At 71.5% G+C, this 18,502-nt stretch carries 16 protein-coding genes; 5 read left to right on the top strand and 11 right to left on the bottom strand.

All coding sequences use genetic code 11. The features are described 5' to 3' along the window. Positions 1–32: 32 nt before the first annotated feature. Positions 33–1,301: a serine hydroxymethyltransferase gene (gene glyA, locus ABZ208_RS09030; RefSeq protein ID WP_356908851.1), complete on the bottom strand. Its 1,269-nt coding sequence runs from the start codon at positions 1,299–1,301 to the stop codon at positions 33–35. Between the two features lie 277 nt (positions 1,302–1,578). Between glyA and rocD the strand changes: the two genes are divergently transcribed. Next, positions 1,579–2,787, top strand: coding sequence for an ornithine--oxo-acid transaminase (gene rocD, locus ABZ208_RS09025; RefSeq protein ID WP_356908850.1), 1,209 nt, complete (start codon positions 1,579–1,581; stop codon positions 2,785–2,787). Between the two features lie 32 nt (positions 2,788–2,819). On the opposite strand, the gene ABZ208_RS09020 is transcribed toward rocD, so the two are convergent. Further along, the gene (locus ABZ208_RS09020) at positions 2,820–4,001 is read right to left on the bottom strand and encodes a glutathionylspermidine synthase family protein (RefSeq protein ID WP_356908849.1); all 1,182 of its coding nucleotides are present in this window, start codon (positions 3,999–4,001) and stop codon (positions 2,820–2,822) included. A gap of 17 nt (positions 4,002–4,018) precedes the next feature. Continuing rightward, positions 4,019–4,300, bottom strand: a complete 282-nt coding sequence (locus ABZ208_RS09015; protein ID WP_328397332.1) for a hypothetical protein — start codon at positions 4,298–4,300, stop codon at positions 4,019–4,021. A 143-nt stretch (positions 4,301–4,443) separates the two neighbouring features. Between ABZ208_RS09015 and ABZ208_RS09010 the strand changes: the two genes are divergently transcribed. Further along, entirely contained in the window at positions 4,444–5,298 is an 855-nt protein-coding gene (locus ABZ208_RS09010; RefSeq protein WP_356908857.1) for a hypothetical protein, read from the top strand. A gap of 305 nt (positions 5,299–5,603) precedes the next feature. Here the strand turns inward: ABZ208_RS09010 and ABZ208_RS09005 are convergent, their stop codons facing one another. After that, positions 5,604–7,064, bottom strand: coding sequence for a PLP-dependent aminotransferase family protein (locus tag ABZ208_RS09005; RefSeq protein WP_356908848.1), 1,461 nt, complete (start codon positions 7,062–7,064; stop codon positions 5,604–5,606). Between the two features lie 47 nt (positions 7,065–7,111). Here ABZ208_RS09005 and ABZ208_RS09000 point away from each other — a divergent pair, with 47 nt between their 5' ends. Further along, complete coding sequence (locus ABZ208_RS09000) at positions 7,112–7,663, top strand: carboxymuconolactone decarboxylase family protein (RefSeq protein ID WP_356908847.1); 552 nt, start codon at positions 7,112–7,114, stop codon at positions 7,661–7,663. Positions 7,664–7,677: 14 nt separating this feature from the next. Further along, positions 7,678–8,403, top strand: a complete 726-nt coding sequence (locus tag ABZ208_RS08995; protein ID WP_356908846.1) for an isocitrate lyase/phosphoenolpyruvate mutase family protein — start codon at positions 7,678–7,680, stop codon at positions 8,401–8,403. 282 nt (positions 8,404–8,685) lie between these two features. On the opposite strand, the gene ABZ208_RS08990 is transcribed toward ABZ208_RS08995, so the two are convergent. The 6 genes from ABZ208_RS08990 to ABZ208_RS08965 all read right to left on the bottom strand — a co-directional run bounded on the left by ABZ208_RS08990 (position 8,686) and on the right by ABZ208_RS08965 (position 16,263). Then, positions 8,686–9,054: a hypothetical protein gene (locus ABZ208_RS08990; protein ID WP_356908845.1), complete on the bottom strand. Its 369-nt coding sequence runs from the start codon at positions 9,052–9,054 to the stop codon at positions 8,686–8,688. A gap of 67 nt (positions 9,055–9,121) precedes the next feature. Then, positions 9,122–10,087: an ABC transporter substrate-binding protein gene (locus tag ABZ208_RS08985; RefSeq protein WP_356908844.1), complete on the bottom strand. Its 966-nt coding sequence runs from the start codon at positions 10,085–10,087 to the stop codon at positions 9,122–9,124. A gap of 29 nt (positions 10,088–10,116) precedes the next feature. Then, positions 10,117–12,099: an ABC transporter permease subunit gene (locus ABZ208_RS08980; RefSeq protein WP_356908843.1), complete on the bottom strand. Its 1,983-nt coding sequence runs from the start codon at positions 12,097–12,099 to the stop codon at positions 10,117–10,119. Next, a complete protein-coding gene (locus tag ABZ208_RS08975; RefSeq protein WP_356908856.1) occupies positions 12,096–13,115 on the bottom strand; it encodes a glycine betaine/L-proline ABC transporter ATP-binding protein in 1,020 nt (339 codons plus the stop codon). The genes ABZ208_RS08980 and ABZ208_RS08975 overlap by 4 nt, the downstream gene beginning before the upstream one ends. A gap of 125 nt (positions 13,116–13,240) precedes the next feature. Next, positions 13,241–14,761 (bottom strand): GMC oxidoreductase, encoded by a 1,521-nt coding sequence (locus ABZ208_RS08970; protein WP_356908842.1) that lies wholly within the window; start codon positions 14,759–14,761, stop codon positions 13,241–13,243. 17 nt (positions 14,762–14,778) lie between these two features. Beyond that, positions 14,779–16,263 (bottom strand): aldehyde dehydrogenase family protein, encoded by a 1,485-nt coding sequence (locus tag ABZ208_RS08965; RefSeq protein ID WP_356908841.1) that lies wholly within the window; start codon positions 16,261–16,263, stop codon positions 14,779–14,781. A gap of 351 nt (positions 16,264–16,614) precedes the next feature. Here ABZ208_RS08965 and ABZ208_RS08960 point away from each other — a divergent pair, with 351 nt between their 5' ends. Beyond that, complete coding sequence (locus ABZ208_RS08960) at positions 16,615–17,316, top strand: DUF6882 domain-containing protein (RefSeq protein ID WP_356908840.1); 702 nt, start codon at positions 16,615–16,617, stop codon at positions 17,314–17,316. Positions 17,317–17,384: 68 nt separating this feature from the next. On the opposite strand, the gene ABZ208_RS08955 is transcribed toward ABZ208_RS08960, so the two are convergent. After that, the gene (locus tag ABZ208_RS08955; RefSeq protein ID WP_356908839.1) at positions 17,385–18,467 is read right to left on the bottom strand and encodes a hypothetical protein; all 1,083 of its coding nucleotides are present in this window, start codon (positions 18,465–18,467) and stop codon (positions 17,385–17,387) included. Positions 18,468–18,502 lie beyond the last annotated feature (35 nt).

Below are 18,502 nucleotides of genomic sequence, written 5' to 3'. Positions count from 1 at the left end.
GCCGGGTCACCGACAGGGCACGGCGGGCCGGGTCAGATGGTCAGGCCGGGTGCCGGGTAGGCGGCCATCAGTTCGGCGACCTCGGCGCGAACGGTGGTCAGCGTCTCCTCGTCCCCTGCGCCTGCGGCCGTCACGCCCCGGTCGATCCACTCCGCGACAGCGGCCATGTGCTCGGTGCCGAGGCCGCGGGAGGTGAGGGAGGGGGTGCCGATCCTGATGCCGGAGGGGTCGAACGGCTTCCTCGGGTCGTAGGGGACGGTGTTGTAGTTCACGACGATCCCCGCCCGGTCGAGGGCCTTGGCCGCCACCTTGCCGGGCACTTCCTTGGGGGTGAGGTCCATCAGGATCAGGTGGTTGTCGGTGCCGCCGGAGACGAGGTCGAAGCCGCGGGCGAGCAGTTCGTCGGCGAGTGCCCTTGCGTTGGCGACGACCGACTGCGCGTAGTCGCGGAAGGAGGGCTGGGCCGCCTCGTGGAGGGCGACGGCGATCGCGGCGGTGGTCTGGTTGTGCGGGCCGCCCTGGAGACCGGGGAAGACCGCCTTGTCGATGGCCTTGGCGTGCTCCTCTCGGGACATCAGCATCGCGCCGCGCGGTCCGCGCAGGGTCTTGTGGGTGGTGGTGGAGATGACGTCGGCGTGCGGCACGGGCGAGGGGTGGGCGCCGCCGGCGATCAGGCCGGCGATATGGGCGACATCGGCGACCAGGACCGCGCCGCACTCGCGGGCGATCTCCGCGAAGGCCGCGAAGTCGATGGTCCGGGGCAGCGCGGTGCCGCCGCAGAAGATGACCTTGGGTCGCTCCTTGAGAGCCAGTTCGCGCACCTCGTCGAAATCGACGAGGCCGGTGTCCTGGCGGACTCCGTACTGGACACCGCGGAACCACGTGCCGGTGGCGGAGACGCCCCAGCCGTGGGTGAGGTGGCCGCCCATGGGCAGTGCCATGCCCATCACGGTCTCGCCGGGCTCGGCGAAGGCCAGATAGACGGCGAGGTTGGCCGGGGAGCCGGAGTAGGGCTGGACGTTGGCGTGCTCGACCCCGAAGAGTGCCTTGGCGCGGGCGACGGCGAGCCGCTCGACCTGGTCGATGTTCTGCTGGCCCTCGTAGTAGCGGCGGCCCGGGTAGCCCTCGCTGTACTTGTTCTGCAGCACCGTGCCGGAGGCCTCCAGCACGGCCCGGGAGGCGTAGTTCTCGCTGGGAATGAGCCGCAGGGTGTCGGCCTGGAGCTGCTCCTCGGCGGCGACGAGTGCGGCGAGCTCGGGGTCGGTCGCGGTGAGTGCGGGATGCGACAGGGGAAGGGTCATGAGTGTCCTCCGGGGCGATCCGATGATGGCCGCTCGTGGTCCCGGGGTGCCTGGGGGTCCGTCCCGCGCCGGGGGCTACGGGAGGTCGACACCTCGCGTGTTTGCCCTCGCACGGCTTCCTCGAGGTCACTTCCCCGTACCCGGTCGCCGTGCGCACGGCTCACACTATCGGCCGCGCCGGGCGCGAGGTTTCCCTGTCCGCAGTCCGCGCGACGATAGAAACAGGGCACCACCCCGCCCCCACGCCGGATGGGCCGTCCCGACGATCGGAGAACCCGTGTCGACCACGACGACATCTGCCATCGCCTCCGCGGAGGCGCACAGCGCGCACAACTACCATCCCCTGCCGGTCGTCGTCGCCTCGGCGGACGGCGCGTGGATGACCGATGTCGAAGGGCGCCGCTATCTCGACATGCTGGCGGGGTACTCGGCGCTCAACTTCGGCCATGGCAACCGCCGGCTGATCGATGCCGCCAAGACGCAGCTGGACCGGGTGACGCTCACCTCCCGTGCCTTCCATCACGACCGGTTCGGGGACTTCTGCACGCAGCTCGCGGCGCTGTGCGGCATGGAGATGGTGCTGCCGATGAACACCGGGGCGGAGGCGGTGGAGACCGCCGTGAAGACCGCCCGGAAGTGGGGCTACCGGGTCAAGGGCGTACCGCAGGGCCAGGCGAAGATCATCGTCGCCGGGAACAACTTCCACGGCCGTACGACCACGCTCATCAGCTTCTCGACCGATCACGAGGCACGGGCGGACTTCGGCCCGTACACGCCCGGCTTCGAGATCGTGCCGTACGGCGACCTGACCGCGCTCGAGACGGCCATGTCGGCGAACACGGTGGCCGTGCTGCTTGAGCCGATCCAGGGCGAGGCGGGCGTCCTGGTGCCGCCCGCCGGATATTTGCCTGGCGTGCGCAGGATCACCCAGGAGCGCAACGTGCTCTTCATCGCGGACGAGATCCAGTCGGGGCTGGGCCGGACCGGGAAGACGTTCGCCTGTGAACACGAAGGTGTCGTGCCGGACATGTACGTGCTGGGCAAGGCGCTGGGCGGCGGTGTGGTCCCCGTGTCGGCGGTCGTCTCGTCCGCCGAGGTCCTCGGGGTCTACCGGCCCGGTGAGCACGGCTCGACGTTCGGCGGCAATCCGCTGGCGTGCGCGGTCGCGCTGGAGGTGATCGCGATGCTGCGCACGGGCGAGTTCCAGCAGCGTGCCACCGAGCTGGGCGAGCATCTGCACCATGAGCTGGGTCTGCTGACGGGCACCGGCGCCGTGGAGGCGGTGCGCGGCCGCGGGCTGTGGGCGGGCGTCGACATCGCGCCGAGCCGGGGCACCGGCCGGGAGATCTCGGAGAAGCTGATGGACCGCGGTGTCCTGGCCAAGGACACCCACGGCTCCACCATCCGGATCGCCCCGCCGCTGGTCATCGGCAAGGAGGACCTGGACTGGGGGCTGGACCAGCTCAGGGCCGTGCTGGCCGACTGAGCCGTCCGCGGACCGCCGCCCGGAACAGCGGCCTAGAGAATGACGTGGGGCAGGAAGCGGGCGTACTCGTCCGTGACCAGTCCCGCCGACTCCCGGATGCCGAGCCCCGCCGCCTCGTCCTCGACGACCCACGCGCCGAGCACCACCCGGTTGCCGTCGAACTCGGGCAGCGGGGCCAACTCCTGATAACAGCAGGCCGCTTCCCGTACGACGGGCGCACTGCCTGGCTCGTGGACCGTGACGCCCGCGCCCTCGCGGCCCAGCAGCGGCTTCGTCACATAGCCGCGTTCCTCAGCGAGTTCGCGCGGGCCGTCGAGATAGGCGGGCAGCAGATTCGGATGCCCGGGATAGAGCTCCCACAGGATCGCCAGCAGCGCTTTGTTGGACAGCAGCATCTTCCAGGCGGGTTCGATCCAGCAGGTGGTGCCGGTGCCGCCGCCGTTGTCCAGGGTGTCGAGGACGTGCGGTCCGAAGCGGTCGGTGGTCAGCCATTCCCAGGGGTAGAGCTTGAAGCAGCTGCGCAGGAAGCGCAGCCGGTCGTCGACGAAGCGCCCGGAGAGCCGGTCCCAGCCGATCCGTTCCACGGAGAGCGCCTCGGTCGCGATACCGGCCTGCTGCGCCGTCTCGCGCAGATACGCGACGGTCATCAGGTCCTCGCCCAGCTCGTCACCGTCGGAGTGGACGAAGTGGAGGGGTCCGGGCGGCAGCAGGGGGGCCTGTCGCCGCCAGGCGTCGACGAGGCGCTCATGGAGGGAGTTCCATTGGTCGGCGCCAGGGAAACGTTCCTCCATCCAGAACCACTGCGGACTGGCGGCCTCGACCAGGGAGGTGGGGGTGTCGGCGTTGTACTCGAGCATCTTGGCGGGGCCGGTGCCGTCGTAGCGCAGGTCGAACCGCCCGTAGACCGAGGGGAGTTCGTCGCGCCGCCGCCAGGACTCGGCGACCCGCCGGGCCAGCCGGCGGTCGGTGATCCCCAGGTCGGCGAAGCGGCTCTGCTCGACGATGTGCGCGGCCGCGGCCAGCGACATGGCGTGCAGCTCTTCGACGACCTCCTCCAGCGCCTCGACCTCGGGCAGAGAGAATTCGTAGTACGCGCTCTCGTCCCAGTAGGGGCGCAGGGAGCCGTCCGGGTAGCGGGTCAGCGGGTAGATGAGGCCCTGTTCCTCGACGGTCTGCTGCCAGCCGGGACGGGGCTCGATGGTGTGACGTTTCATCGTGCGGGGGCCCGTGCTCAGCCGCCGCCGGAGCTGGAGCCGCCGAAGCCGCCGCTGTCGACGGCGGTCCTGTCGAAGCTGCCGCCCTCGACGCGGTCACCGCTGACCCGGCCGCCGTAGTAGTAGCGGCCCGTGCTGCTGCGACCGTCGTCCTCGCACTCGTAGTCGGGCAGCACCTCGTAGGTCACCGGATCGACACACCGCTCGTCCGGCTCCGAACCGCACGACGTGAGCGTCGCCGCGAGCACCCCCACGCCGCCGAGCACCACGGTGCCCGACCTCAGCCTGCGTCGCGTCATCTGCCGCCCCTCCCGTCCCTCAGGCCCCACAGAACCCTCTGTGAACCGGCCGTTCGGCCGCGCCACACACTAGATGGCCGCCTCACGCGCCGGTAACCGGGTCTGCCAAGCCTCTCCTCTAGGGTCGCTTTGTGGTCTTCGGGATGATCTGTGCGCTCGGCTCCGCGGTCTGCTTCGGCACGGCCTCCGTACTGCAGGCGATGGCGGCACGCGCCGCCGAGCCAGGATCCGGCTCCGGGGTGGACGCGGCGCTGCTGCTGCGCGCGCTGCGGCAGTGGCGCTATCTCGTAGGTCTCGCGCTCGACGGCCTGGGCTTCCTGCTGCAGATCGTCGCCCTGCGCTCCCTGCCCATCTATGTGGTCGGCGCGGCGCTCGCCGCCAGCCTCGCTGTCACCGCCGTGGTCTCCTCCCGTCTGCTCCATGTCCGCCTCAGCCGCACCGAGTGGGCGGCGGTCGTCGTCGTCTGTGTCGGCATGGCCATGCTCGGCCTCGCCGCCGGACCGGAGGGCGACCGGGCCGGTTCCATGGCGCTGCGCTGGTCGATGCTGGGCGCGGCGCTCGGCGTGCTGGTCCTCGGCGCGGTGGCCGGCAAGCTGCCCGACCGGCCCCGCGCCCTGGTCCTGGGGCTCGGCGCGGGCATCGGCTTCGGCGTCGTCGAGGTCTCCGTCCGCCTGATCGACACGCTCGCGCTGCCCGAGCTGCTGACCAACGTGGCCCTGTACGCGCTGCTGGTCGGCGGCGGTGCGGCGTTCCTGCTGCTCACCTCCGCCCTGCAGCGCGGCTCGGTGACGACCGCCACCGCCGGTCTGGTCATCACCGAAACGATCGGCCCGTCCGTGGTGGGCGTCGTCTGGCTGGGCGACCGCACCCGCGAGGGGCTGGCCTGGCTGGCGATCACGGGCTTCGTGGTGGCCGTGGCCGGGGCGCTGGCCCTGGCGAGGTTCGGCGAGCTGCCCGCCCAGGGAGAGCAGGCCGGTGAGCCTGCGGCAAGAGAGTGAACCGCCGTGCCGCAAGGGCGGATCCGCGGTGGAGCCTTCACGCCCTTCCTGGACGCACCGACCGCATCGCGCATGGCCCGACGCAACGGGTGATCGCCGCCGGCAGCGCCGCCGCGAAGATCAGGGTTGTCGTCATCGATGCGCTCCGCTCCGCGGTGGACGCGGGTGGGAGGTCAGGCGCCCAGGGACGAGGACCCACGACTGCGGCGTCGTCCTCGTCCCGCTTCACGGGCGGCTCCGCGTTGCCCAAGGTCTGTGCGCACCGGCCGCGGAAGGCGTGTTCGGCGGGCAGGCGGGTACGGCGCTCACTCGGCGGAGCCTGCCGAGGGCAGACCCCTGGCCTGCGCCAATGCCCCGCAGAGCGCGTCCAGCGCACCCGCCCACGCACTGTCCGGCGGGGTCGCATACCCGACGACAAGCGCATCGCGGACGACCGGTGCACCGTCGCCCGGCGGAGCGTCCGGGTGCCGGAAGCGGGTGACGCCCTCAAGGGCCAGGCCCTGCCAGGCGGCCGCGCGGACCACCGACTGCTCGGTGCCCGGCGGGAGTTCGAGCACCGCGTGGAGGCCGGCGGCGATGCCGCTCACGCGGATGCCCGGGGCTCGTTCGGCCAGGTGCCGCACCAACTGGTCCCGGCGGCGGCGGTAGCGCAGCCGCATGCTCCGCACATGCCGGTCGTATGCGCCGGAGGCGAGGAACTCGGCGAGCGTCAGCTGGTCCAGGGCGCTGGACACCCAGTCGACGCTGCCCTTCGCGTCCAGCACCTCCCCCACCAGATGCTGGGGCAGCACCATCCATGCCAGCCGAAGCCCCGGCGCGAGGGACTTGCTGGCCGTGCCGAGGTAGACGATCCGTTCGGGATCCAGTCCCTGCAGCGCGCCGACCGGCCGGCGGTCGTACCGGAACTCCCCGTCGTAGTCGTCCTCCAGGATCAGCCCGCCGCTGCCGCGCGCCCAGTCGACGGCCGCGGCGCGCCGGTCGGGGTGCAGCGGCACCCCCATCGGGAACTGGTGCGCGGGCGTCATCAGCACCGCGCCCGCCCCCTTGAGCCCGCTCAGCGCCCGCGTGTCGGTGCCGACCCCGTCAAAGGGCAGCGCGGGTGTACGCAGGCCCGCATCGGTCAGCAGGTCCCGGTGCACGTCGAGCCCGTACGACTCGACGGCCACCTCCCGCACCATGCGCCCCCGGAGCACCTTGCCCATGAGCATGAGGCCGTGGGCGAAACCGGAGCAGATGACGATGCGTCCGGGGTCGGCGTACACGCCGCGTGCCCGGGCCAGATAGTCGGCGAGCACCGTCCTCAGCTCGATGCGGCCGCGCGGGTCGCCATAGCCGAAGGCCTCGTGGGGTGCCGCGGTCAGGGCGCGCCGCGCCGCCTTCAGCCATTCCGTGCGCGGGAAGGACGCGAGGTCGGGAGTGCCGGCCATCAGGCTGTAGGTGGGGCGCCCCCGTACCGGACGGGCCGTGGCCGAGCCCGCGGGCGGGGCCGGTCTGCGCGGTGCGGAGCGCTGGGCGACCCGGGTCCCCGATCCCTGCTGGGCGGTGAGCCAGCCCTCGGCGACCAGTTCGGCGTAGGCGTCGGCGACCGTGTTGCGGGCGATCCCCAGGTCGGCTGCGAGTGAACGCGACGACGGCAGGCGGGTGCCGGGAGCCAGCCGCCCGGTGCGTACGGCTTCCCGCAGGGCGTCCATGAGCCCGGTACGCAGTCCCGTCCCGCGCAGTTCCACATGCAGGTCCGCACCGAAAGTGGCCCGGGAATCCATCATGGAAATGGACCATACCGGTGCGCCACCGTCCCCGTACGGTCGTCCCCATGACGACGACGCGGAACGAGAACGGCATCACGGCAACCGGCGGCTCCGGCACCGCTGCGCCTCCACGGGAGGCCCACGCGCCGGAGCACGGCCCGCGCCTGGCCTGGGCCAAGCTCGCACCGGACGTCTACAAGGCGATGGTGCAGCTCGACTCCGCCGCCCGGCAGCACCTCGACCCTGCTCTGCTGGAGCTGGTCAAGATCCGCGCCTCGCAGATCAACCACTGCGCGTTCTGCCTCGACATGCACACCAAGGACGCACTCGCGGCCGGCGAGTCGGTGGAGCGGATCGTCCAGCTCTCCGCCTGGGAGGAGTCGCGGCACTTCTACACCGACAAGGAGCTCGCGGCGATCGAGCTGACGGAAGCGGTGACCGTGCTGACCGAGGGCTTCGTCCCGGACGAGGTGTACGCGAAGGCCGCCGCGCACTTCGACGAGACCGAACTCGCCCATCTCGTCTCGGCGATCACGGTGATCAACGCCTGGAACCGTTTCGGTGTGACCGCCCGCCTGGTTCCCGGCCACTACACGCCCGGTTCACGGCGGCTGTGAGAGGAGGCCCGCAGATGACGACACATGCACAGATGTTCCGCGCCCTGCACCACGGGCGGGACGCCGGGGATCCGCTCGTACTGCCGGGGCCGTGGGACGCCGCGAGCGCCCGCGCCTTCGCCGATGCGGGCTTCCCTGCCCTGGCGACGCCGAGCGCGGGGGTCTCGGCGTCGCTGGGGTACGAGGACGGGCGGACGCCCGCGGACGAGATGTTCGCGGCTGTCGCCCGTATCGTCCGAGCCGTCGATGTCCCGGTGACAGCGGATGTCGAGGCGGGCTACGGCCTGAACCCGAAGGAGCTGGTGGCCCGGATCCTTCAGACGGGCGCGGTCGGCTGCAACCTGGAGGACTCCGACCCGGCGACCAAGGTGCTCGGCGATCCGCGGCGGCATGCCGACCGGCTGGCCCAGGTTCGGGCGGAGGCGGGCGACGCGCTGTTCGTCAACGCACGGGTGGACACGTATCTGCGCGGCGTGGCCGACCCCGCGGAGGCACTCGCCCGCATCAGGCTGTACGCCGCGGCCGGGGCGGACTGCGTGTACCCGATCGGCGTGCCACCGGAGCACCTGCCGCTGCTGCGCGCCGGGACCGGCATCCCGATCAACGTCGGTGCGCCTGCCGTCGCCCCGCCCCTCGCGGAACTGGGCCGCCTCGGGGCAACCCGCATCACTTTCGGCCCGGGCCTCCAGCGCCGGGCGCACGCAGCGGTGCAGACGATCGCCCGCGAGCTGAGGGGCTGACGCCGGCTCCACCCCGTCCAGCCCGGACCTACGCGGGCCCGGCCCGGCCCGGCCGCGTCCGGTCAAGAGGTCAACGCCTCCGGGGATGTGCTGCCTGGGCTGACCGGCCTGAGGGCAACGGGGCCGACTGCCCGCCACCGGCCGTGCCGCTCGCCGTCGGCGCGCCCGGTCCAACCCGGCCAGTCCGGCCGGGCAGGGTGCAGCCCGGCCCGATCCGACCAGGCAGGATGCGGCCCGGCGCGGTACAGCCAGGCAGCAGCCGGCCCGGTACGCCCCTGTGCGCTAAGCGCCCCGTGCCTGCTGCGGCGGCTCCCCGGACATGGCCGTCTCCGCCGACTTCGCCGCGAGCGCCAGACGTACCGCCCAGCCCAGCGTGAGGCCCGGTTCCGCCGCGCGCAGGGCCTTGATCGCGGCCACCGAGTCGGCCGGGCCGTCCACGCCCGCCGCGGTCAGGTGCCGGCGTACCCAGCGTGCCCTCAGGTCGTCGTCCGAGGCCGTGGCGGCCTCGGCGATGATCGCCGAGGCGCGTTCCAGGCCGGGGCGCTCGTCCTCGGGGGCGTTCTCCAGCGCCGCGCGGACGGCATCGGCGATGCCGTCCGCGTCGCGCAACACGATCACCGGCAGTTCCTGCTTCTTCCCGTAGCCCAGCATGCAGTGATCATCCTTTTCGTCCGCGGGGCTCCTCAAGGGAGTTGAGCAACTCCTGAGATGCGTGGCGTCACTTCTTCGGGAGCCACGCCTTCCAGGTCGACTCGTTCTCCTTGACCCACTTCTCCGCGGCGGCCTCCGGCGACATCTTCTCGCCGGCGATCATCAACGCCACCTCGTTCTGCTGCTCGGTGGTCCACTTGAAGTTCTTCAGGAACTCCGCGGCGTCGCCGCCGTTCTTCGCGAAGTCCGCGTTCAGATACTTCTGCAGCGGCGTGTTCGGGTACGCACACGCGACCTTCTTCGGGTCGGCGTCACAGCCCTCGGTGTACGCGGGCAGCTTGACCTCGACCAGATCGACCTGCGCGTTCAGCCACTGCGGCGTCCACCAGTACGTCAGGAAGGGCTTCTTCTCCTTCGCGTACTTCTTGATCGCCGTGATCTGCGCCGCCTCGGACCCCGAGTAGTTGGTCTTCAGGTCCAGCTTGAGGTTCTTGATGATCGCGTCGTCGTTGGTGACGTAGTCCGGCGACCCCTCCAGGATCTCGCCCTTGTCACCGCTCTCCGCCGTCCGGAAGTCCTTGGCGTACTTGTTGAGGTTCTTCCAGTCAGTGACGTCCGGGTGGGCGTCCGCGAAGTACTTCGGCACGAACCAGCCGATGTGGCCCTCGACCCCGAGATCGCCCGCCTTGACGACGGTCTTCTTCGTCTCGACGTACTGCTTCTCCTCCTTGGGGTGACCCCAGTCCTCCATGATCGCGTCGATGTCGCCCTTGGAGAGCGCGTCCCAGGCGAGAACCTCGCCCATCTGCTGGCTCTTGACCGTGTAGCCCAGCTCCTCCTTCAGGATGTACGCGGCGACGGCGGTGTTGGCCTGGGCGCCCACCCATGACGGAACGGTCAGTCTGACGACCTTGTCGCCGCCGACGTCCTTGCTCTTGCCGGTGTCGGCGGCGCCGCAGGCGCTCAGCGACAGGACGCCCAGGGCGCCCACGACGGCGGTGGCGGTACGCAGAACTCGGGTTCGGTTTCGCATGATGCTCCAAGCTTGTGAAGGGGGATGAGTCAGTGGCTCCGGGTGCGGCGGGCCGCCGCGGGCTGGGTGAGCCGGTCCAGTACGAGTCCGAGGCAGACGATCGCGACACCGGCCGTCATGCCGATGCCCATCTCGCCCCGCGACAGGCCCTTGACCACGTCGTAGCCGAGCGCGCCACCGCCGACGAGACCTCCGACGACGACCACGGCGAGCACCAGCACGACGCCCTGGTTGACGGCGAGTTGCAGGGCCGGACGGGCCAGCGGCAGCTGGACCTGGAGGAGCTGCTGCCGGGTCGACGCGCCCAGCGAGCGCGCGGCCTCCATCGCCGCCGGGTCCACCTCGCGCAGCCCCTGCGTGGTGATGCGTACGACGGCGGGCAGCGCGTACACGACGGCCGCGATGATCGCCGAGGCCCGGGTGACGCCGAACAGCGCGACCACCGGGATGAGATAGACGAACTGCGGCATGGTCTGCATGGCGTCGAGCACCGGCCGCAGCCAGCGCTCCAGCCGCCCGGCCCGGGCGCAGAGGACGCCCGCGAGCACGCCCAGCACCAGGGTGACGACCAGCGCCGCGAGCACCTGGGAGAGGGTGTCGAGGGACTTCGTCCACACGCCGAGCACACCGATCGCGGCCATCGAGGCCGTGGCGGTCAGCGCGGTCGCCCAGGTGCCCACCAGCCACGCGACCGCGGCGACGAGCAGCAGTACCGACCACCAGGGCAGCCAGGTCAGGCCGTCCCGGAGCGGGTTGAGGACCCACAGCGTGAAGTTCTCGGACCAGACCTCGGTACCGCCGAGGACGGGGATGCCGGAGGAGAAGTGCTCGGTGATCCAGTCCTGCGCCTTGTTCACGGGCGTGGAGATGTCGTACGTCCAGCCCTCCGGCCACGCCTTGCCCACGGCGAACCGGAGCAGGACCGCGGCCCCGACCGCGGCGAGGACCAGCGCCCACGCCGAACGGCCGTGCAGCGGGCCGCCTCCCGGGGCGCTCTCGCCGATCCGGTCACCGGCCGCCGCGGTCGTACGGTCCAGCCAGACGGCGATCAGCACGATCGGGATACCGGCGGCGAGCGCCCTGCCGACGTCGACGGTGGACAGCGCCGAGTAGACCTCTTCGCCGAGGCCGCCGGCGCCGACGAGGGCGGCGATCACGACCATCGAGAGCGCCATCATGATCGTCTGGTTGAGGCCGAGAAGCATCTGCTTGCGGGCGAGCGGCAGGCGCGCCGTCCGCAGCCGCTGCCACGGGCTCGCGCCGAGCGACGCGGACGCCTCCAGCACGGAGGGGTCGGCGCCGCGCAGGCCGAGTGCGGTGAGGCGGGCCATCGGCGGGGCTGCGTAGATGACGGTGCAGAACAGTGCGGCGGGCGTACCGGTACCGAAGACCAGCACGAACGGCAGCAGATAGGCGAAGGCCGGCAGCACCTGCATGGTGTCGAGTACGGGCCGCAGGGCACGGTCGACCCGGTCGGACAGCCCGGCCGGGAGCCCGATGAGCACGCCGAGCAGTGCCGCGGCGACCACGGCGACAATCATCAGCGCGATGGTGAGCAACGTGGCTTCCCACATCCCCAGCAGCCCGCACACGGCGAACGCCCCGAGCGCGGTGGCCGCGACCTTGATCCCCTTGCGCCCCAGTCCGGCGGCCCGCCAGGCGAACAGCACCCCGGCGGCCAGCACACCGGTCCAGCCCATGGCGTCCAGCGCGTTGTGGACGGCTGTGACGGCGTCGGTCGCGGTGTTGGACAGATGCAGCAGGAAGTAGAGGAAGAGCGGGTGGGTCTCGCGGTTGTCGACGACCCAGGCGTTGGCGTCGTCGAGCGGCCCGGACACGTCGACGGTCAGCGCTGCCGGCCAGCTGCCGCTGCCCCACAGCCCGATGCCGAGCGGTACGAGTACGAGCGCGAGCGCGCCGAGGACGACCAGCTTGCTCCCTACCCGGTGTCGCGCGAGATCCCGGAAGGAGGGAACCTTGCGGGCCGCGGGGGCGGAGACGGCGGCGGTCACGCCGCCACCCCCTCGGCGTCGCCGACGCCCGCCACCACGCGCAGCAGCCCGGCGTGGTCGACGACGCCCAGACAGCGGCCGTCCTGGACGACACGAACGCTCTGACCGGTGCGGGCGACCGCTTCGATCGCCTCGATGACCGTCGCGTCGGGGGCGAGCACCGGGCCCGTCTCGCTCTCGGTCGCGTCCTTCGCCGGCCGCATGGCCGTACGGACGGTCATGACCTGCTCGCGCGGCACATCGCGGACGAAGTCCCGTACATAGTCGTCGGCCGGCGACCCGACGATCTCCTCCGGTGTGCCGAGCTGCACGATCCGGCCGTCGCGCATCAGCGCGATGCGGTCACCGAGCTTGAGCGCCTCGCTCAGATCGTGGGTGATGAAGACCATCGTGCGGCCCTCCTCGCGGTGCAGCCGGATGACCTCCTCCTGCATGTCGCGGCGGATCAGGGGGTCGAGCGCGCTGAACGGCTCGTCGAACAGCAGCACTTCGGGGTCGACGGCGAGCGCCCGCGCCAGACCGACGCGCTGCTGCTGGCCGCCGGAGAGCTGACCGGGGCGGCGGTGCTCCAGACCCTCCAGGCCCACCTTGGCCACGACATCGGCTGCCCGGGACCGGCGGGCGGACTTGCCGAGACCCTGGATCTCCAGTCCGTACGCGACGTTGTCGAGCACCGAGCGGTGCGGCAGCAGCCCGAAGTGCTGGAAGACCATGGAGGCGCGGTGGCGGCGCAGCTCGCGCAGCCGGGCGGTGTCCATGGACAGGACGTCCTCGCCGTCGATGGCGATCGATCCGGAGGTCGGCTCGATCAGCCGGGTGAGGCAGCGCACGAGCGTGGACTTGCCGGAGCCGGACAGGCCCATCACGACGAAGACCTCGCCCTTGCGGACGTCGAAGGAGACATCGCGCACGGCGGCGGTGCAGCCGGTGCGGTCGCGCAGTTCGGCGGGCGTGAGTGCGCCGAGCTCGGCGTCGCGCGGGATGCGGGAGGCCTTGGGTCCGAAGACCTTCCACAGGTCACGGACCTGGAAGACGGGCGTGTCCGCCGCGGCGGGAGCGGTGTCGCCCGCCCCGGGGCTGTCGCTCTCGGGCGCGTCGGTCACGGACTTCTCCGTCACCGAATCTGACGTGGTCACGGGCTTCATCGGGTTTCTCCCTCATTCAGCAGATCCGCGCACTTCTCCCCGACCATCAGGACCCCGATCATCGGGTTCACTGCCGGCATCGTCGGGAAGACGGACGCGTCGGCGATCCGGATCCCGTCCAGCCCCCGGATCCTCAAGTCCGGTGCAACTACGGCGAGTTCGTCTCCGGAGGCCCCCATGCGGCAGGTGCCGGCCGGGTGGTACACGGTGTGCGCGACCTTGCGCGCGTACTCCCCGATCTCCTCGTCCGAGGTGATCGCGGGCCCCGGGCAGACCTCGCGCTTCAGCCAGCTCGCCAGCGGTTCCCGGGCCGCGATCTGCCGGGCCAGCCGGATTCCGTCGACCAGCGTGCGCCCGTCGTAGTCGTCCTCGTCGGTGAAGTACCTGAAGTCCAGTGCGGGCTTGACCTGTGGATCCGCACTGGTCAGGTAGAGCCGGCCGCGGCTGCGCGGCTTGGGGATGTTCGGCGTCATGGACACCCCGTGTGCGGGCCGCTCGTAGCCGAGCCGCTCCGGGTTGTCGGTGAACGGGATCTGGTAGAAGTGGAACATCAGGTCGGGTCCGCCGGACGCCTCGTCGCGCCGTACGAACAGACCCGCGTCACTGTCCATCGCGGAGTTCTCCGGGATCGGCCCGTGCGTCTCCCAGACGATCACCGACTCGGGGTGGTCGAGCAGGTTCTCGCCGACGCCCGGCAGATCGTGGACGACCGGGATGCCGAGCGCCTCGAGGTCCTGCTTCGGTCCGATGCCGGAGTGCAGGAGCAGTCGCGGGGTGTCCACCGCGCCCGCGCAGACGAGCACTTCGCGCCGCGCCCGTACGAGCCGCTCCTCGCCGTCCTTGGTGCGTACGTGCACACCCTTCGCGCGGGTGCCGTCCAGCTCCAGCCGGAACGCCCAGGTCTCCAGGGCGATGTGCAGGTTCGGCCGGTCCAGGAAGGGGTGCAGGTAGGCGACCGACGCGGACGAACGCTTGTTGTTCTCCGGGTGGTAGGCGAGGTCGAAGAAACCGACGCCCTCGTGGAAGGGCTGCTGGTTGAAGCCCTCGACGCGCGGCACGCCGAGCGCCGTCCGCGCCGCGTCGACGAAGTCGCGGGCGATCGGGTTACGGTCGGCCTCGTCGACGGGGACGATGTTGTTGAGCAGCCGTCCGTAGTACGGGTCCATGGCCGCGGCGTCCCAGCCCCGCGCACCGGCCGCCGCCCACTCGTCCCAGTCGGACGGCAGCGGCTTGAAGGCGATCAGGGTGTTGTGCGACGAGCAGCCGCCGAGGACGCGGGCCCGGCTGTGGCGGATGTGGGAGTTGCCGCGGGGCTGCTCGGTGGTCGGGTAGTCGTAGTCGAGTTCCCCGCCGAGCAGGCCCATCCAGCGGCGCAGGGTCAGTACGTCGTCGCGGCCGACGTCGCTGGGGCCACCCTCGATGACGGCGACGGAGATGTCCGGGTTCTCGGTCAGGCGGGAGGCGATCACCGATCCGGCGGTGCCGCCCCCGACGACGACATAGTCGTACTCGGTCATGGTGCGTGTTCCCCTGGTCAGCCCGCGAACCAGCGCACGGGGCGCGGGGCGAGGTTCTGGTAGATGTGCTTGGTCTCCCGGTATTCCGCGAGCCCGGCCGGGCCCAGCTCACGGCCGATGCCGGACTTGCCGAAGCCGCCCCATTCCGCCTGCGGCAGGTAGGGGTGGAAGTCGTTGATCCAGACGGTCCCGTGCCTCATCCGCCCGGCGACCCGCCGCGCCCGCCCGGGGTCGGCGGTCCACACGGCCCCGGCGAGCCCGTACTCCGTGTCGTTGGCGAGAGCGATCGCCTCGTCCTCCGTGCGGAACGTCTCGACGGTGAGAACGGGGCCGAAGACCTCCTCGCGGACGACGCGCATGCCGCGGTGGCACTGGTCGAGGACGGTGGGCCGGTAGAAGTAGCCGGGGCCGTCCGGCCGTTCACCGCCGGCCCGCAAGGCCGCACCCTCCTTGAGCGCCGACTCGACGAACTCCTCGGTCCTGGCGAGCTGCTGCCGCGACACGAGGGGCCCGCACTCCACGCCCTCGTCGCTGCCGCGCCCGATGCGGATCTTCCCGGCGCGGCGCGCGAGTTCGGCGACGAAGCGTTCACGCAGCGGCTCCTCGACGATGAGCCGGGAGCCGGCGGAACAGACCTGGCCGCTGTGGATGAAGGCGGCGTTCAGCGCCTGGTCCACGGCGGTGTCGAAGCCCTCGTCCGTCGAGCACGCGTCGGCGAAGACGACGTTCGGGTTCTTGCCGCCGAGTTCGAGTGCGACCTTCTTGACGGTGTCCGCGGCGGCGCGCATCACCTTGGTGCCGCTGACGAGCCCGCCGGTGAAGGACACCAGGTCCACGTCGGGGTGCTCGGCGAGCCTGGCTCCGACCGGGTCCCCGGCGCCGGTGACGATGTTCGCGACACCGAACGGCAGTCCGGCTTCGGTCAGCAGGTCGATCAGCGCGACGGTGGTGAGCGGCGTGAGCTCGCTGGGCTTGATCACGAAGGTGTTGCCCGCCGCCAGTGCCGGGGCGATCTTCCAGCTGGCCTGAAGGAGCGGGTAGTTCCACGGCGTGATCAGGGCGCAGACGCCGACCGGCTCATGGACGACCACGCTGTGGATGTCGTCCGACCCGGCGTCGACGACGCGGCCGCCACTCTCGTTCATGACGAGGTCCGCGAAGTAGAGGAAGGCGTCGCGTACACAGTCGACGTCGACGCGCCCTTCCTCCAGGGTCTTCCCGGCGTCGCGGCTCTCCAGCGCGCCGATCCTCTCCCGGTCGCGCTCCAGCAGTCCGGCCACACGGCGGAGCAGCGCGGCCCTCTCGGCCGTGGGCGTCCGCGGCCACTCCCCCGTGTCGAACGCGTCCCGTGCAGCGGCGACAGCCGCGTCGGTGTCCTCGGCCCCACCCTCCGCGACGACAGCGAAAACGCCCGCATCGGCGGGGTCGATGATCTCGCGCACGGCTCCTGAGGCGGCTGCGCGCCACTCTCCGCCCACGTGGATGGTCTCTTGTGCCGACACGTCGTGTTTGGCCTTCCGTTCCCGTTACGCACCTTGCCGGTCACCCACCCCGGCGATCTGGCCGCCTGCCCCACCCGGCAAGAACCATGCGCAATGCTTGACGGAAAGTGACCTGAGTCACTTCAGGGCCAAGATCACGGGTACGCCACACCGCAACCGCGGCACGACCGCCCCCCCTCCTGGCGATCAGCGGGTCCGGCGTCGCCGACGACCACATGCCGTCCCATGGCCCTCCACCTGCGCGAGGTCACCAGGGCCGGCAGCTGGAACGGTCCACCGCGTACGGCCCAACGCCCGCGCCCGTGGAGGCCGAGCTCAACGCCCGCTGATCCACCTCATAGAGTCAGGGACATGACCAAGTACTTCAGCGACCCGTTCCTCCGGGTCACGGAGCAGCACGCCGCCTGGGGCGCCGAGCAGCTGGAGACCTTCAACGAGTTCATGCCCATGGGCGAGTGGAGCGCCGATCTCGGGCAGTGCCTCTACCGGCAGGCGGGGCGTGAACTGCGGATCTCGCTCCTGGGCACGTACGACACCAGCGAGCAGTCGTGGCTCTGGGCCTGGGCCAACCCCGGATTCCAGGGCACGCCCGTCGCCGCCGCGGCCGAGAAGGTCAGGCAGTACGGACAGGCCCACGGACTGCCCGAGTTCACGCACGAACTCATACAGCTCGCGGAGCACGACGACCCACGCCGTGCCGCCGAAACCCTCGCGTTCGCCGCCATGGGCGTGCTCGGAGCCGCCGGTTACCTCGGGGTGCAGGCGAGTCCCGAAGCCCGTGCGTACATGGTCCCCGACGACCCCCAGGTCCCGCGCGCCGAGCCCGACGCCATCACGCTGCCGCGCTTCCTGCTCACCGGCGCCGGTCTGCTCGGCGGTTCCGCGCGGCAGGTCGTCGCCGGGTACTTCGGCCACCACGACCTTCCCCGGCGCGTGGCCACGGACCGGATGAGCGCCGGACTCCCGAACGGCGGCACGGTGGACGTCCTCTTCGACGACGCCGACCGCATCGCCTCGGTGAGCGTCAACTCGGGGGAGCCCGCGTCCGCGTGACGCAGGCACGCCACGGCGCGGCACGTCGCGCCGGATCGTGACATCACACGATCCGGCGCGGCGCGGTCTCAGGGCAGACGGAGGTCCGAGCACCCCTGCGCCCTGGCCGACTGCCCGGCGAACGCCTTCAGCGCGGCCGCCTCGAAGGACGCCGAACGCTTCTTCACCGCGAAGCTGTTCTTCTGCGGGTCGTGGACCCGCCAGAGCGTGAACACGGCGCGCTCGGCGGAACCGGGGCACCGAGCAGTCGCCCAGGCATGGTTCGTTCCCTCGACGGCTCCGGCCTCGCCGCTCAGCCGCGTAGGGGTGAGCGCCCTGAATGCCTTGGCCAGGGGGCCGTAGGCGGCCGACAGGCGGTACCCGGGCTCGCCGCCCGGGGTGGCCAGGAAGCAGTCGGTCAGGGACGCGTTCTTCTGCCCGACGGACTCCATGGCCCCGGGGACTCCGGCCTTCCGGGCCCCGGCGGCCGACGGCCGGAGGGCTGCGCAGGTGCCGTTCGCCCGGTCCAGCGGAACCGGGGCACCGAGCGGATCGTCCGGCGCGTCCGTTGTCTCCTTCCCGCCGGACGCCTCGCAGCCGAACTCCTCGGCCGCCTTCATCGCCGTGGCGGTCGTGAGGCGGGCCTGGGCCGCTTGCCGTGCGCCGCCGTCTGCCGAGCCACCGCCGCTGCCGCTCAGGAGGCTGCTGACGAGGAGGCTCTCGTCCTTGCGGTTCCGGCACGCCAGGAGGACCGACACCTGGGGAACATCGCCGCCCAGGATGAAGGCCCCCGGCCAGTCGCCGCCCAGCGGGGCGGCCCTGCCCAGCACGCCCGTCATGTCCGCCCGCCTGAGCGCCAGCGCCTGATCGTCGGCGTCGCTGCCCCAGCGGACGTCGATCCGCAGCGAGTCGTGACTGTCCCGCGAGGTGACGGCACAGCGCGTGAGCGCTCCGGATCCCGGGTCGGAGTCCAGGTCGGAGGACGCCACACGGTCACCGTCGAGGGCCTCGACAAGGCCGGAGCGTGCCAGGGTCCCCCGGCAGGCACGGTCGAGGGACATCCCGTCACGCCACTCGCCGAGGACCCCGGTGAAATGGAGGACGCCGGCGAGCAGCGCGAGACAGGAGACGAGGACGACCGCCAGAGGGCCGCGGTTTTCTTTGAGTCGCATACAGGTGTTTCAGTCCGCTCCGGGAGTACGTGGGC

Origin of the sequence: Streptomyces sp. NPDC006208 (assembly GCF_040613775.1) — a bacterium.
Classification (GTDB): Bacteria; Actinomycetota; Actinomycetes; order Streptomycetales; family Streptomycetaceae; genus Streptomyces.
This window is presented reverse-complemented; position numbering and strand designations above follow the sequence as displayed.

Excerpts from the sequence above, each read along its gene's own strand:
- ABZ208_RS08985 (WP_356908844.1), bottom strand. The coding sequence starts at position 10,087 with ATGCGAAACCGAACCCGAGTTCTGCGTACCGCCACCGCCGTCGTGGGC.
- ABZ208_RS09005 (WP_356908848.1), bottom strand. The coding sequence starts at position 7,064 with ATGATGGATTCCCGGGCCACTTTCGGTGCGGACCTGCATGTGGAACTG.
- ABZ208_RS08990 (WP_356908845.1), bottom strand. The coding sequence starts at position 9,054 with ATGCTGGGCTACGGGAAGAAGCAGGAACTGCCGGTGATCGTGTTGCGC.
- ABZ208_RS09020 (WP_356908849.1), bottom strand. The coding sequence starts at position 4,001 with ATGAAACGTCACACCATCGAGCCCCGTCCCGGCTGGCAGCAGACCGTC.
- ABZ208_RS09010 (WP_356908857.1), top strand. The coding sequence starts at position 4,444 with ATGATCTGTGCGCTCGGCTCCGCGGTCTGCTTCGGCACGGCCTCCGTA.
- ABZ208_RS08970 (WP_356908842.1), bottom strand. The coding sequence starts at position 14,761 with ATGACCGAGTACGACTATGTCGTCGTCGGGGGCGGCACCGCCGGATCG.
- ABZ208_RS08955 (WP_356908839.1), bottom strand. The coding sequence starts at position 18,467 with ATGCGACTCAAAGAAAACCGCGGCCCTCTGGCGGTCGTCCTCGTCTCC.
- glyA (WP_356908851.1), bottom strand. The coding sequence starts at position 1,301 with ATGACCCTTCCCCTGTCGCATCCCGCACTCACCGCGACCGACCCCGAG.
- ABZ208_RS09000 (WP_356908847.1), top strand. The coding sequence starts at position 7,112 with ATGACGACGACGCGGAACGAGAACGGCATCACGGCAACCGGCGGCTCC.
- ABZ208_RS08960 (WP_356908840.1), top strand. The coding sequence starts at position 16,615 with ATGACCAAGTACTTCAGCGACCCGTTCCTCCGGGTCACGGAGCAGCAC.
- ABZ208_RS08995 (WP_356908846.1), top strand. The coding sequence starts at position 7,678 with ATGACGACACATGCACAGATGTTCCGCGCCCTGCACCACGGGCGGGAC.
- ABZ208_RS09015 (WP_328397332.1), bottom strand. The coding sequence starts at position 4,300 with ATGACGCGACGCAGGCTGAGGTCGGGCACCGTGGTGCTCGGCGGCGTG.